The organism is Tissierella sp. (assembly GCF_032104385.1).
In the GTDB taxonomy this organism is placed as follows: Bacteria; Bacillota; Clostridia; order Tissierellales; family Tissierellaceae; genus Tissierella.
In genome coordinates this window covers 46,200-62,050 of record NZ_DAMCHJ010000006.1, presented here as the reverse complement: position 1 = coordinate 62,050, position 15,851 = coordinate 46,200, and the positions used below count along the sequence as shown (strand labels likewise).

Annotated in this window: 14 protein-coding genes and 1 other RNA gene; 1 reads left to right on the top strand and 14 read right to left on the bottom strand. The window is 31.1% G+C overall.

Annotated features, from left to right (window positions below):
* Nucleotides 1-15: 15 nt before the first annotated feature.
* The 12 genes from mprF to RT714_RS07705 form a co-directional block, all read right to left on the bottom strand.
* On the bottom strand, nt 16-2,598 hold the full coding sequence (gene mprF, locus RT714_RS07760; RefSeq protein ID WP_313757009.1) for a bifunctional lysylphosphatidylglycerol flippase/synthetase MprF: 2,583 nt from the start codon (nt 2,596-2,598) through the stop codon (nt 16-18).
* 193 nt (nt 2,599-2,791) lie between these two features.
* The gene (nhaC, locus tag RT714_RS07755) at nt 2,792-4,222 is read right to left on the bottom strand and encodes a Na+/H+ antiporter NhaC (protein WP_313757008.1); all 1,431 of its coding nucleotides are present in this window, start codon (nt 4,220-4,222) and stop codon (nt 2,792-2,794) included.
* Nucleotides 4,223-4,787: 565 nt separating this feature from the next.
* Nucleotides 4,788-6,122 (bottom strand): MATE family efflux transporter, encoded by a 1,335-nt coding sequence (locus RT714_RS07750; protein ID WP_313757007.1) that lies wholly within the window; start codon nt 6,120-6,122, stop codon nt 4,788-4,790.
* The gene (locus tag RT714_RS07745; RefSeq protein ID WP_313757006.1) at nt 6,112-6,477 is read right to left on the bottom strand and encodes a metalloregulator ArsR/SmtB family transcription factor; all 366 of its coding nucleotides are present in this window, start codon (nt 6,475-6,477) and stop codon (nt 6,112-6,114) included. The genes RT714_RS07750 and RT714_RS07745 overlap by 11 nt, the downstream gene beginning before the upstream one ends.
* Before the next feature lie 245 nt (nt 6,478-6,722).
* On the bottom strand, nt 6,723-8,666 hold the full coding sequence (locus RT714_RS07740; protein WP_313757005.1) for an aconitate hydratase: 1,944 nt from the start codon (nt 8,664-8,666) through the stop codon (nt 6,723-6,725).
* 69 nt (nt 8,667-8,735) lie between these two features.
* On the bottom strand, nt 8,736-9,410 hold the full coding sequence (locus RT714_RS07735) for an RraA family protein (RefSeq protein ID WP_313757004.1): 675 nt from the start codon (nt 9,408-9,410) through the stop codon (nt 8,736-8,738).
* 80 nt (nt 9,411-9,490) lie between these two features.
* Nucleotides 9,491-10,831: a 2-hydroxycarboxylate transporter family protein gene (locus tag RT714_RS07730; protein ID WP_313757003.1), complete on the bottom strand. Its 1,341-nt coding sequence runs from the start codon at nt 10,829-10,831 to the stop codon at nt 9,491-9,493.
* Between the two features lie 255 nt (nt 10,832-11,086).
* The gene (locus RT714_RS07725) at nt 11,087-12,013 is read right to left on the bottom strand and encodes a LysR family transcriptional regulator (RefSeq protein WP_313757002.1); all 927 of its coding nucleotides are present in this window, start codon (nt 12,011-12,013) and stop codon (nt 11,087-11,089) included.
* A 166-nt stretch (nt 12,014-12,179) separates the two neighbouring features.
* The gene (locus tag RT714_RS07720) at nt 12,180-12,659 is read right to left on the bottom strand and encodes a GyrI-like domain-containing protein (RefSeq protein ID WP_313757001.1); all 480 of its coding nucleotides are present in this window, start codon (nt 12,657-12,659) and stop codon (nt 12,180-12,182) included.
* A 69-nt stretch (nt 12,660-12,728) separates the two neighbouring features.
* Entirely contained in the window at nt 12,729-13,040 is a 312-nt protein-coding gene (locus tag RT714_RS07715) for an AraC family transcriptional regulator (RefSeq protein WP_313757000.1), read from the bottom strand.
* Between the two features lie 95 nt (nt 13,041-13,135).
* Entirely contained in the window at nt 13,136-13,606 is a 471-nt protein-coding gene (locus RT714_RS07710; protein WP_313756999.1) for a GNAT family N-acetyltransferase, read from the bottom strand.
* Between the two features lie 311 nt (nt 13,607-13,917).
* Nucleotides 13,918-14,169, bottom strand: a complete 252-nt coding sequence (locus RT714_RS07705; protein WP_313756998.1) for a hypothetical protein — start codon at nt 14,167-14,169, stop codon at nt 13,918-13,920.
* On the opposite strand from RT714_RS07705, the gene RT714_RS07700 reads away from it, so the two are divergent.
* Nucleotides 14,156-14,671, top strand: a complete 516-nt coding sequence (locus tag RT714_RS07700) for an LAGLIDADG family homing endonuclease (RefSeq protein WP_313756997.1) — start codon at nt 14,156-14,158, stop codon at nt 14,669-14,671. The two genes, RT714_RS07705 and RT714_RS07700, sit on opposite strands and share 14 nt — an antisense overlap.
* Nucleotides 14,672-14,977: 306 nt before the next feature.
* On the opposite strand, the gene ssrA is transcribed toward RT714_RS07700, so the two are convergent.
* Together ssrA and smpB are read right to left on the bottom strand one after the other, a co-directional pair.
* Nucleotides 14,978-15,306, bottom strand: a transfer-messenger RNA (tmRNA) gene (gene ssrA, locus RT714_RS07695).
* 80 nt (nt 15,307-15,386) lie between these two features.
* A complete protein-coding gene (gene smpB / locus RT714_RS07690; RefSeq protein ID WP_313756996.1) occupies nt 15,387-15,851 on the bottom strand; it encodes an SsrA-binding protein SmpB in 465 nt (154 codons plus the stop codon).

Below are 15,851 nucleotides of genomic sequence, written 5' to 3'. Positions count from 1 at the left end.
TATTCACTCATTTCCTTAAGACTTTTTCTTCTTTGAATGAATCAGCCATGTAACCTCTATCAATGAAGATGGAAGTAAAGTAAGATCCTCATAAACTAAATATCTCCCTTCCCATCTTGGATCAAATTTATTTTTATATTTTCTTAATCCATCAAAACTATAAAAATGCTTACCATATTTAAACACTAGATGTGCCATTCTTTCCTGTATGTGGGCATTTTGAGTTATACCAACATTTGAAAGTGGTGCCATTCCTAAGTTAAATAATTTATAATTGTCTTCTTTAAATTTCAAGAGTAAATTTAATATTAAAAATGTCATAGTATTGCTAGGTACATTTTTCTTAAATCGCATTAAATCAATTGAAGCCGAATTATTATCATAACTAGGGCTTATAGATGCAAATGCTATTATTTCTTTAGTTTCTTTATTCATCACAATTCCTATTTTAGACTTATTTAAATATTCTTTATTAAACCATCCAAGAGAAAATCCCATTTCTTCTCTATCATCTAACCATTCATCAGAGACTTCTTTTATAGATAAAAATAATTTTTCATCCATGGCGCCCTCATTATAAAACTCAAAAATAAAACCATCTTTTTCAAATCGTCTAAGTGTATTTCTAAAATCTCTGCTCTTAGGACTATTTATATCAAAATTATCCAACTCTACTAATCCAGTTTCTCCCAATTTAAAAAAATAATATCCATGATTATGATAAAATGGTAACAATTTCTCACTAGACTGGTAAAAAATGGATTTATATCCATATTCATCTATAAAATCCTGAAACTCTATTAAAGCTTCATCAAAGTACTGTTGATCTCCAATTGGATCTCCTAAAACTATTGCAAGATTATGACTTATCTCATATTGAATTAAAACTTTATTATTCTTAGACCAAAACAAATGCTTATCCTTCAAAAATATAAAATGAGTAGAGAAATTACCCTCATATTCATGTAAAAATTTATACAGTTTTTCCTCATCAACATCTTCATGCCTAGAATCTTTTGTTATTCTATCTTTTGTTAATTCATAATAAATAACAAAGATAATCAAAAGTCCATAAGCAACAATGCCACCAAGAACATTCCATGAAGTACCTCTTAATATTAAAGTCTTAAAATACTCAACCTTTATAAAATCTCGTAGTATTTTATGACCCATTTTCATATATGCTAAGATTCCTATAAATGCTAATATCATAGTTAGAAAAGACTTAAACCAATCAATTGGTAGACTTTTTCTATAAAAACTTTCCTTAGACATCTTCAGTATTATTAGAACTATAACTAAAAAAATTGTTTCTTCGTAATCAAATCCTTTTATTAATGTAAATATAGCGCCAAAAAATAATAACCACATGGTAATTCTATAACTTCGTTTTACTTTCATCCTTATTTCTCGAGAAATTGCTATAAGTAATATACCCACACATATAGATAACTGACGTGACAATTGCAAAATTGGAAAAGATAAAAGTCTTGAGGCTATTTTAATTCTATCAATTATTCCTGGAATTAATGCCGATAATAATAAGATTACTCCACTTGATAATATCAATATAGATAACAACAGATTTGTGATGACAGATGCTTTATTTATAAAATCTTTTATCCTAGATATTTTAATAAATTGAATTAACTTATTTTCACTTTTGGATTGTACTATTAAAGTAAAGACTATACCTATTATTAGAGGTATTACATAGTAAAAAATTCTATATAATATTAGAATTGCCAAAACATCTTCTGTTATCATACCATAATACTGAAATCCTAATAATACCACCAAATCAAATGAACCAACTCCGCTTGGCAATAAACTTAAAATTCCAGCTATGGATCCTAAAGTAAATATAATAAATATAATATCTAAATTAACAGTTTTATTAAATTGTCTTACAATAGTAAAAAACAGACTAAAGGCAACTATCCAATCTATAAAGGAAAATAATAATAGTTTTACCTTTAATATCATCCTGCCATGATCTCTTCTATGTATTAATCCTTTATTTAATCCGTAAAAAATTTCATCTATAAAAAAGTATACTATAAAATATATTATAAAAATAACAATGGCTACAATAATAAGTTTATACTTTTCTATAATTGGAGCTATATATTGATATTTAAATAATGCAATAATCATCATAAAAGAAAGACCTATACCTGTTGCAGGAATTAACAATAAATTGTAATCTATTATTTTTTCTTTAGTATCTGTACTGTTTTTGAATAACATAGTTCTAATAGAAGCGCCAGTTAGCCCTCCTAAACCTGAAATATTGTTTATTGTATTGGCAACAAAAGTAATACTAAATATAGTTATACTTTTAATATTAAGATTTAAATATTTTACTATTGCAAAGTCATATAAACTCATTGATGATACTGCTATCATACCTAAAATAGTAAATATTAATATGCGATTTATAGGAAATTCTCTAATTATAGCAATTGTTTTTGCATAGTCTATAGATTTTAATTCCTCTACTCCACTAGTGATTATAATCCCAACTATAAAGATTATAAAAACTAGTTTTAAAAGTTTTGTTCCATTTTTCTTCAATAATAATTTAAATCTTTCCATATATCCCTCTCTATTCAATCCTTATTATTCTAATATTCTCTATTATTAAATACTTATTCTATTTTTTCATTTATACTATAGTATCGTGATATAAATAATATATTACATGGTTTTATAAATATTATCAACAATAATAAAAACTCTAATAGGCAAACCCTTTAGAGCTTTTATTACTTTACTTATTAAAATTTAATTATATATTTATATTCTTTCCATTCTCTAAACCTACTACAGTATCTGGGTCATCTTCTATTTTAGGTAAATTTAGTCCTAAATATGCAAATATAATAACTATTATAGGCGTTAAATAATTAAAAAATGCATATCTACCATATTCAAATGCTGTAACTCCGAGAATACTATAAAGGAAGGCACCACATGTATTCCAAGGTATAAGGGCAGAAGTAAGCGTCCCAGCACTCTCTAAAGTATTAGATAAAACTTTAGGATGTAAACCTTTTTCCCTATATGACTTAGCATACATTCTTCCCGGTACTACTATTGAAATATATTGCTCCGGCATTGTTGCATTACTAACTACACAGGTGAATATGGTCATAGTCACCAATGAACCTATACGTTTTACCCTCTTTAGCACAGCTCCTACTATGACCTCAAGCTGTCCAGTCTTTTCCATTATACCACCAAACATCATGGCTATAATCGTAAGTGAGATGGAATACATCATACCATTTAATCCTCCAGCAGATAATAACTCATCTATCATTTCAATTCCTGTTTCCGATGTAAATCCTTCATATGCTGCAGTTAATAAATCTCCCAAATGTGCACCTTGCATAACTACACCAAAGATTCCACCCAAGACTATACCAATAGTAATGCCAGGTATTGCAGGTAATTTAAATGCTATGGATACTATTACAGCTATAGGAGGTATCAATAATAATGGGGATATATTAAATGAAGAAGAGATTCCCTCTCTAATGGCATTTATCCCTGAAATATCAACACCTTCACCGCCATATTTGAATCCCATAATCAAAAATATTACTAAAGTAATACCATAAGAAGTTAATGTACTAGGAACCATGTTTTTTACATGAGTAAATACATCTGTTCCAGATACTGCTGGTGCTAGATTTGTTGTATCTGATAAAGGCGACATCTTATCTCCAAAATATGCACCAGAAATAATAGCACCTGCTGCTACTGGTACAGGTATACCTAAACCTTTGGCAATTCCTATTAAAGCAATACCAATAGTTCCAGCAGTACCCCAACTAGTACCTGTAGCTAAGGATGTAATTGAACAAATAAGAACAGTTGCCACTAAGAAAATTCCAGGCTTTAGAATTGCTAATCCATAATAAATCATACTCGGAACGACACCAGATAACAACCATAATCCAATAAGAACACCTATAATTGCTAAAATAATAACCGCTTGCAAAGCTTGATAAATACCATCAAACATTGCCTTTTCAATTTCATTCCAAGTAAAACCAATTTTCATTGCTATAAGTGATGCGAATAAAGTTCCTATAAGCATTGGAATATGTGGATTAGCTCCATAAAAGTAAATACTAGTCCCCATGACAATTATTAGGAATACAAATGATAGGGATGCTTCCCATAAATATGGCTTACGAGCTGCCTTTTTCAATTTTTCATCCTCCTTGATATAATATTTTAAATTTTCTAAATTATATTATAATTTAGAAACCATGTCAATAGTTTAGACAAAAGTTTAGGATTTTCGATAAAAATTTAAATTTATCTTATTTACATTATTAAATAACATCTTAAAAATCTTCATTAAATATGTAAATAACCAAAATATAAAATCCAAGATGATTAAATAACCAATTATTATTAAAGAAAGATTTAAAAAATAATTAAAGCAATCAATTCAGATATTATAATATAATATTCTCATCTAAACAATCTAAGATTTTTATGGAAAAATAAATATTTCATTAAAAAATATTATTCTATATCCTTTCCCTAAAAAAGAATTGACTATATTAATGACAAATTATAAATATATAGAGTTACCTTTAATAAATCTTTAGATACAAGAAACCTCCTTTTGCTAAAGTAATTAGGCTTGCTTACCTCATTATAAAGCAAAAGAAGGTTATGTTATAAATCACATAAAATGTTTTTCAAATTCAAAATAAATATCACAATCATATAGTATTTTCATAAAAACACCAGGGAAAAGAAATCTATGAGTAAATTTGTCTCCATTTTCCCTTGCTGTACTGTGCAGAAGAAATAATCCAATTTGCTAACCAGCCGATGGGAACAGCATACCATACCATTGCAACTCCATATCTGGGAGCCAAGGTAACGGAAAGAAGTACACGAATAAAGAGATTTACTATATTTGCAATAGTAAACATCTTCATATCCCCAGCTCCACGCAACAAACCATCTACTGACATTTTGAATCCAAGCAAACAGAAGAACCAGCCCATAAAAGCTAGATAAGATTGTCCTGTAGAAATAGCCATATTAGTTCCATCAGCTCCGAGAAAAAGGGAAATAATCTGATAGTTAAAACACTGTAATACAAAACAAATAATTGCCCCGCAAATAAGTACCATTCTATTAGCTATGTAATGCCCTTCTATTACACGTTCTTGCTTATTTGCTCCTATATTCTGTGCTGTATAAGAGGATAATGCATTCCCAATCCCCGCCATAGGAACTACACAAATTGACTCAATCCGCATGGCGGCAGAAAAACCAGCCAATGTTTCTGAACCAAAGCTATTTACAACTGACTGTACTAACATCATACCAATGGAAACCGTAGATTGCTGGAAAATAGATGGCAAGGCAATTTTAGTTATATTCCACAGTTCTGCCTTATCAAAAACTTTTGTATGGCCACATTGCAACTCTTTTAATTTCCTTATAAAAACTAGAAATGATAAAACAGAAGAAATCCCTTGTGCAATTAAAGTTGCCCATGCTACACCAGTAACCCCCATGTGAAATTGTGTTACAAGTATAAAATCCAATACAATATTGAAAATAGATGAAAATATCAAAAAATACAATGGTATCTTAGATTTTCCAAGGGCATTAAACATACAGGACAACACATTATACATAAAAAGAAATGGCAAACCAAGAAAATAGATATTCAAATATTTTACTGACATATCAAGAACATCCCTAGGCGTATTCATAAGGATCATAATATCTTTACTGAACAACAATCCAAATCCTCCTAGTAAAATACTAATCAATAAAAAGGATATAAAAGACGTAAAAACAGCCAGCTTCATTTTATTGTACTCTTTTGAACCAAAATATCTGCTTACTGTAACAGATGCACCAATTCCACCACCCATTGCAATACAAATAAATATATTAGTCAGAGAATAAGAAGCTCCAACGGCAGCCAATGCCTGCTCACTAACGAATCGTCCTACAATGGCGGAATCTGCCATTGTATATGTTTGTTGAAATAAATTCCCGATAATAATAGGCAAAGCAAAAATAAGCAAAGCATTTAGAGGTTTTTTCTCTACTAAATAATTATTTTCCATATTCCTGATCCTCCAAAATTTTAGAATCCTTTCTAATACATTCTGAAATAAATTCACAGGAGCAATCCCTTGTTATTTCAGTTTCAGATGGATATTGTAAAATTCTATGTAATGCTCCTTCTAAAAGAGAAGAAATACGATGCCTATCTACTCTATAATGTACTTGATAGCCTATTTTTACTCCATAGACAACTTGATATTTTTTTAGAATACGCATATGTTGTGATACAGCCGATTCAGTAATTTCCAACTTCTTTGATAACGCACGAACACAGTAATGATGTTCAAAAAGAAGCTGTAACAATCGAAATCTTGTGGGCTCTGTAATTGCATGAATGATTTCTATTGTATCCATATCCTTCCTCCTTTAATTTAATTAAGTATTCACTAAATTAAATTAACAAATTATACTTATTTTGTCAAGAAGGATATTTCTATATTGCCATTTATTGTAATCATTAATAAAATATTTCTTACTCAAAATTTGGATATCTTGTATTTACTGTACTTTGTTGTGCTATTATGTAATTACTTGGGGAGCATAAAAAACCTTGATTAAATTAATCAAGGTTTTTTAGAGATATACTATATTATTTATTATTATATGGTTACCATCTGCCGTTTTATAAACCTCAACTGTCCGCCAGCTAAAATAATTTCAACTTCATCATCAGAAAGTTCCAATAAAGATATAAAAGATGTTCCCTTTGTCTTATTATATACAGTGACCTTTTTGTTTCTGATTTCTTCTTCACAGTTCTTTACTTCCAATACATCTCCAAGTTCAAGACTATCATAATCTACTTTATTTTTAAAGATTAATGGTAAAACTCCGTGATTAATTAAATTATTTTTATGAATTCTTGCCATGGATTTAGCAATGACTGCTTTTATACCTAAATACATAGGACAAATTGCAGCATGTTCTCTACTTGAGCCTTGACCATAATTTTCTCCACCCACAATTATACTCTTGCCAAACTCCTTTGCTCTTGGTACAAAATCTCTATCATATAGTGAGAAAGCATATTCTGAAATCAAAGGTATATTTGATCTCATAGCTGAGAAGTTGGCACTTGCTGGTGTAATATCATCTGTAGTTATATTATCACCTGTTTTCAATGATATTGGTGCCTCTAAAGTAAAACCTATTGGCTCAGGAATGGGAAGCGGCTTAATATTTGGTCCTCGTATAATTTCTACATCTGTGGTATCTCCTTCTATAGGTTTAATAAGCATTTTATCATCAATTAAATATTCCTCAGGTTCAGTAATATCAGCTAGTTTGCTAATATTACATACTTCAGATGGTTCAGTTAAATATCCAGTTATGGCTGTTGCTGCTGCTGCCTCAGGACTTACCAAATACAGCTTCGCATCTTGAGTACCCCCTCTACCCTTAAAGTTTCTATTTGAAGTTCTAACAGAAATACCATTTGTAGGAGCTGCCTGTCCAATCCCTGTACATGGTCCACAAGCACATTCTAATAGCCTTGCTCCCGCAGATAAAAGTTTGGGAATTATCCCATCTTCCATTAACATTTGAAGAATTTGTTTAGTTCCTACAGAAATGGTTAATGATACATTTTCATTTACAACATGTCCATCTAAGACTTCAGCTGCCTTTTTAATGTCACTATAAGATCCATTTGTACAGCTTCCAATAAATACTTGGTCTACCTTAACATTTTTCATCTCTTTAACTAATCTGATATTGTCAGGCATATCTGGACATGCTACCATTGGGTGTAACTCACTTAAATCTATTTCCATATACTCGTCATAGGTACAGTCTTTATCTGGTAATAACTCCACATAATCAACTTCCCTGCCCTGTCCTCTTAAAAATCTCTTAACTTCTTCATCTGCTGGAAACACTGATGTAGTTGCTCCAAGTTCTGCGCCCATATTTGCAATTGTTGAACGCTGAGCAACTGTTAATGTTTTAATACCCTCTCCCACATACTCAAAAATCTTTCCAACTCCTCCTTTTACAGTTAATCTTCTTAACATTTCTAAAATAACGTCCTTAGCAGAACATTGAGGAGATAATTTGCCCTTTAACTCAACTCTTACAATCCTTGGCATTTTTAAACGCATAGGAAAACCGGCCATAGCAGTAGCAACATCCATACCACCAGCTCCAATAGCTAACATACCTAGAGCACCACCTGTTGTTGTATGACTATCTGTACCTAATAAGCTTTTACCAGGTTTACCAAATCTAGAATAATGTATCATATGGCAGATTCCATTACCAGGTCTTGATAGATATAACCCATATTTCTTTGCTATACTTTGTAGAAACAAATGATCATCTGGTCCTTTACTATCAACTTGAAGCAAATTGTGATCAATATAGCTTACTGATACTTCTGTCCTTACCTTAGGAATATCAAGTGCCTCAAAAGCAAGATATGCCATAACTGCAGTAATATCATGAGTAAGAGTTTGATCTACTTTAATGTATATTTCCTCACCAGGTATCATTTCACCCGATACTAAATGGCTTTTGATCAATTTTTGTGCCAAGTTTAATGCCATTGTTTTAACCTCCTTATTTCATTGTTATATAAAAAAGTAAATTATTTTCATAGTTATTTTATCAAGTAACTAATATCCAAGCTTTTTAAGGTTTGCTGCATAATTATCTGGCAAAACTTTTCCCTTTTCAAGAATTTCTTTCTTAACAATATCCATACTATCTATTTTCTTTTGTGCGTTTTCCATAATCTGTTCTGCGTATTCTACAGGTATAACACAAACACCATTAACATCTCCAACAATAATATCACCCGGGTTTACAGTAACACCACCACAGGAAATAGGAACATTTATCTCCCCATTAGAATTCTTCGTACTAGATCCACAAGTTACTGCTTTTGCATAAATGGGAAAACAAATTTCTTCATTTTCTTCTAAATCTCTAAAGGCACCATCAATAACAACACCTTCAATTCCTTTTACCTTACATGAAAGACTTCTATGATCCCCCCAGAGAGCATTATTTTTACTGCCTCTACCATCAACTACAATAACATCCCCTGATTTTGCTAGGTCTACTGCTTTTGTTACCATTAAACTATCTCCCATAGGAAGTTTTACAGTAATTGCTGGTCCACAAATCTTCTGCTTTGTAACCATTGGTTTTATATGATAATCCATTGCGTTATAAATAATTGTACCATCACATAGTTCACATGTACTAAATTCTCTTATTCTATCTAGTAATTCCTTACTAGGTCTTTTTATTTCTTGATTTATTCTATAACCAATCTTATTTTCCAAATTAATACCTCCAAAGTATATTTATTTTAGCTGGGGAAAATCCCCAGCTATGAGAATGATTTTAAATTATACACACGATATTAACCATAGAAGCTAAATACAACGCTGCCGATTAATAAAATAATTGCCCCGCCAATTCTTGATGAAATTTGTGCATAAGACATTAACTGCATACGTTTAGCCGCTCCTAATACTTGAAGATCTCCACTTCCTCCACGATTTGCCATGCAAAGACCTGCTGTAATAGCTGATTCTACAAAATAGAATCCAAATAACATACCAACTAGTCCCGCACCGATTATTGCTCCAATAATTACGAATGCACATATTACAAGAGTTTTTACATTAAGTACTCCAATTAATTCTCCTAAATCAGTAAAAGCAATTCCTATACCTACCATACACATGCCCATAAGGGGACCTGTAAAGAAAGAAGATAACTTCTTAGTACCTTGTTTAATAGAATCCGGTATTATATTTGAAACATTTGCTAATGCACTAAATATAACCATGTAAGCATACATATGAAGTGTTACAGGGCCTATAGCAGGTAAGATACTCTTTGAGAACAGTCTTGACATAGCATAAATAGCACATGTTAACAAAAGTCCACCTGCCATATCAAATTGTGTTATTTCTTTTTTCTCTTTTTTTATTTTATCTTCATCCATTAAATATACTTCAGCATTCTTGAGAAGTTCACCATTTCCAGTAAGATTCGGATATTTTTTTCCTATAGAGTTTAAAGCTACTGCACCTAATATTGCAAAATTATTTGCTAAAGTTAAAATTGCTATTGCCTGAGAATAAAATGCATCCTTACTTTGACCTGTTGTTGCTTCCCACATTTCGCTTAGGGGAATAGCCCCTGCTCCATTTCCTCCACCCATTGTTGGAAGTACATAAAGAGTTAAAATTGATTTAACGTCCACTCCTACCAATAATCCACCAATTAATCCAAAAATAGCTGCCGCAATTATTCCACCAAATATTGCAGGTACATAACCTTTAAATGCCTTAAGTAATTGCCTTCTGTTTACTGCCAAGACAGCTGATACTATAAGTAATGAAATAAATACAGTTTGAAAACCATAATCATCATAGAAAAAAGTAATTCCTTCTGAATACTTTACAGGTAGAATTTCGTAATACTCTAAGGCTGCCCCACCTAAAAATGCTAAAAGTGAACCTCCACCTAAGTAATCTTTCCATATTGGAATACGTTCTCCAACTTCATAAAGTACAATTCCCAAAGAAAACATAATTCCTATAATACTAAGCATGTCATCATCGGGCATTTTCCCTGTAAAAGTTGCAATATAAACAATTCCAACAATAAGTATTAGCATCCAAATTGGCATGCCATAAAGTTTTCTTTTAAGTACGCTTTCCTGCTGATTTACTAAAGTAGATTCAGACATTAATAACCCTCCCTATTTGCCTAATTATAATCCATCAAGTGGTAATACTAATGAAACCTCCTTTGATTGTTATATTTTTATTTATCAACTTTATTCTATTCCAATGCCATGTATAAGTAAAATACCATTTTAGATATGCAAGTCATAGGTTATAAGTTATATGTCTGAATTATTTTAATATTTTTATTCCGTATATTATATAAAAAGCAGAACTTTCCTATTCGTTATAAAATAATAAGAACTTGACTATCATACTTATTTAATAGCCAGGTTCTTATTATTTGCAAGTTCTACTCTTAAAATTTCAAAAGAAGCTTTTTCTACAGTTCCTATATATGAATCCTTTCTATATGCGGCAACAATCTCCCATCCAATGGGATTCTTGGAAAATGTATATATATCTTTTTGACTTATATTCTGAGCTAGATGAACAGTCATTTCAGGTACAATAGCAACCCCTAACCCTTCAGCTGCAAGTCTGCATGCAGTTAAATTACTAGATAACTCCATTGAAATATTAGGTATTATTTTGTATTTGCTAAAAAATCCCTCAACAGTCATCCTTATGCCATGTCCTTTTTTAAGTATTAATAATGGTAAATTCCCTATGGTAGTGATATCTATTTCATTATTAGGATTTATAGTGCATCCTGATCGTCTTATTATATCTTCCTTGCCAACTAATACTATTTGTTCTTCATATATGAATTCAGTCTCTAAATTTGTTTTGTCCATAGGAGATGGTATTAAAACGAAATCAGTTTGTCCCTTGATCACATTGTCAATTAAAACGGAAGTTCTTGCTTCAGTTACTTTTACTTCTATACCAGGATATTTTTCTAGAAATTTTGGCAACATTAAAGGTAACATATATGCTGCACGTTCCTTTGGAATACCTATCTTAATTCTACCTTTCCTGCCATTGGAAATATCTCTAAGTTCTCTTAACAAGTTTTCATTAAGTCTAATCATTTGTCTTGCAATCTCAATATATCTTTCCCCTGCATATGTAAGTGAAATTGGGTTAGTGGACCTATCAAAAAGCCTTACTCCCATTCTTTCTTCAGTCTTTATTATAAAATTGCTAAGGGATGGCTGCGAAATATAAAGTTCACTGGCAGCCTTTGTAATACTTTGATGCTCTGCAACGGTTATAATATAGATAAGTTCTCTAAGTTCCATCTATCATCCCCCCTTTTTGATTTGAGTATAACATATTTTATCTTCATATCAAAATTTTATTAATTTTAAAATATATTTGAAATAAAAAACAACCCACCGATCTAAAGCATTACCGCCTTAAAACCAGTGAGTTTTACTCTTTATAACCATTCATTATCCTACTTAATTATTTTTCTTTAACAGGAATCCAAATTTCACTATAATAGTTTTCATCCTGATTCCCCTGTGGATAATCAGCTATATTAGTATACATTTCAATATTATAACCTGCTGCAATTTCATAATCCTTGCAATTAGGCAGCCATTCTGAGAAAATTTTTTTATTAACATCTTGCAAAGATTTTGGCATTGCACCCTTACAAGCAAAAATAGCCCATGTATGTTTAGGTATAACCTTTGTAATAAAACCATCTGGTATTTCCAAAGATGGATTATAATCATCTGCAATTAGGTACTGGAATTCATCTGAATCCATCATGCTCTCATCTATACATATTCCATACATTCCACATACAAACTTACCCTTTCCTGTTTGATAATGCTCTGTCCAAAACTGTGGAATTTTCACAGTTGCATTATCATACTTAAACATCCTTGATATACCCATAATAGTGAATGAATCTTTTTCAACAATTTTGTAATCCATAATATAACCACCTTCCAATGAGAATTTGATTTTTAGTGGAGCAAATGATTTAACCATTGCTTCATCTTTTCAAACAGCAGTAGGTGTAACACCATGAAATCGGATAAAAGCCTTTGTAAAACTATCTGGTGAGGTGTAGCCATATTTCACTGCAATGTCAATAATCCTTTCATCAGTGGAAATAAGTTCACTACCAGCAAGAGCAAGCCTACGCTGTCTAATGTATTCTCCAACTGTAAAACCACAAAGCATTGTAAATCCTTTTTGAAAATAAAATGGAGAGATAAATGCTTTTTCTGCAATATCTTCTATTGAAATTTCCTCTGTAATATTATTCTCAATATAGTTAATAGCTTTACCAATTCCTTCAACCCAACCCATATTCATCACCCCTATCTGTAAATATATCTTATCTCTTTTCAAGTAATTGTTCCCGACTTTTTTTGTTATGTTTTGTCTTTTATAAAATATTTTTCTTATAATTCTTTTATCATATGTACCATTCCAGGAGTATACCCAAGTTTTCGATTTAATGCAATCATACTATTATTTTTATAATGTACTGTTGTTTCTATTGTTTTTATTCCTTCAAGCCGACACCATTCCTCTAATAATATTTTTAGATTTGTAGCTACACCTTTACCTCTATAATCCTCTGTTACATATAAAGATAAAATCATAACACTATCTTGAGATTTCTCTTGTTTACAAGCCCATATAAATCCCTGTATATACCCTTTTTCATCTTCTGCAATAACAAGCAGCAAATCTTCATTTCTTGTATTTTGAATTTTTTGTACTGTCTCTTCTATGTCTATGGTGGAAACTTTATAATCTGATATCCATAGCTTCGGCGTGAGATTATGCCATCTTGCAATCTGTATTAAAATCAGTTCTAATTTTTTATCAATATTACTGCAATCAAGGTCAATTTTTCTATAATTCATCATTAACCACTCCCAATACTATTTATATATAATTTTATAAATCTGTCCATTATATCAACTATGCAATATATCTATTATTTTAATTATATATCCTTGATTGCCTTTATTCTACCAGTATATTAACATTTCTATTAAATTTATCCCTAAAGATAAACAAAACCCCTTGAAATCAAGGAGTTTTTATTGTAGCAATATTTCATTAACACTAAATTATTTTCACCTTATTTCAACCTATTCCTTCTCTAGAAACTCAATCCATCTCCCATGTACTAAGTAGGGTAAAAGGAAAAAAGATTATTATATCTTTTAGATTAATCTTTTAACTTATATCTTATTCTATCTTGACCTTTTGGATTATCATATTCAATTGTAAAATCGTCTATCCACTCAGGATTGAATATCTTTGCAACCGACGAATCTATTGATGTAAGCTTTTTCTCTACTAAATCATAATAAAATAAGGTTATTTTTTCTTTAGACATTTCAAACTCAGACAAATTATCAATATCAAATGTAATTGGAAAATCACTAAAAATTATTTTCCCAGTGTTGGGGTTAAGCATAAATTCAGTACCAACAATAGATAGTTGGATAATATCATATTCTGTTATGCTCCAGTCAACAACATTTATTTTAAATAGTTTTAAAGGTGTATCAATGACTAATACTGAAAAAGCTTATATAGCTGGTATTATTGATGGAGAAGGTAATATTATGCTTACAAGATTCCATAAAAATCAATATCATTCTCCATATGTTTCAATTGCTTCTACAGATTTAGAATTATTGGAATGGGTTAAAAATACAGTTAAATCTGATAAGATTACTACTAAAAAAAATTATAATGAAGAAAAACATAAAAACTCTTATACATATACAATAATATATGATGAAGCTATACAACTTTTACAAGATATCGAACCTTATTTAATTATAAAAAAGAAAAAATCTAGAGCACAACATATCATTTCTAAGTATAAAGAAGTAACAATAAGAAATGGAAGATATAATGGAACCCAAAAATTAGCTAAAGAACAATTCTATCTTGACTTTCTTGCATTATAAAAGCTCCAATGAGATTTCTCATTAGAGCTTAATTCTTTATGTATGGTGGAGGCGGTGGGACATGATATCCAATAGTTTCCTAAAGGCACTGACTATATCTTGAGGTCTTTAACCCCTCTGGCGTATTATGGAAGTAAAGTTTAGTTTATTCCTTCCATCCTAGTACTGCATATCGTATGACTTAGCAGTCTATAAGTCGATACAGGGCTGTTGGATTTCTCCACATACCCCTCGGTATTAGCATTTTACAGCCTTCACCGATAAAGCCAAATTTTCACCTATAGATCACTCTATAGGGCGACTCCTCCGAATCGAACCCACGTCCGAAAATATTTCCACAAGAGCTTCTCCGAGTGCAGTCAGTAATTTGACATTCCCTCTACCTGACCCCTACTGACAAGGTTCAAGTTTCAGTAGCTTCATAAATTCCGTCCTTAGCTCAAAGCTTTGCTAAGTGCGGTGCCCCACTAGATTGACGTTCTATCCCGAGCCGTGGGTTACTTAGGTAGAACGAGCAGCTTAATTAAGCTGCAAATGCGTAATTATCGTTTGCGTTTAATTTAGTTTGCCACTTTTAACGTTGCTTGGCGACAACGACTCGCTACTCCTGATTCCACATCCCCGTCGAAACCAAATTCGCCCCCATATATTATATTCCTTTGGCAATTAATTATAGCAAATGTATAGAGTTATGTCAACCGCAATTCAATTGCATCTACCTATATTTTTCAGAAGCATGTTGTTGCATCCTTCTTTCTGCATCTTTCTTAGCTATATCATCCCTCTTATCGTAAAGTTTTTTACCCTTTGCAGTAGCTAACTCTACTTTAACTAGCCCATCTTTTATATATACAGACAAAGGGACTAAAGTATAACCTTTTTGTGTTATTGCAGCCATTAATTTCCTTATTTCTCTTTTATGCAAAAGTAATTTTCTCTTTCTAACAGGATCTACATTATATATATTTCCCTGCTCATATGGGCTAATATGCAAATTATTTATAAATACTTCTCCATTTTCTACAGAAGCATAACTATCCTTAATATTTAATTTCCCTTGTCTAATAGATTTTACCTCTGTACCTGTTAGTACCAATCCTGACTCTATAGTATCTTCTACAAAATATTCAAACCTTGCTTTTCTATTAGTTGCAACTACTTTAGTTCCTATCTTTTTCAT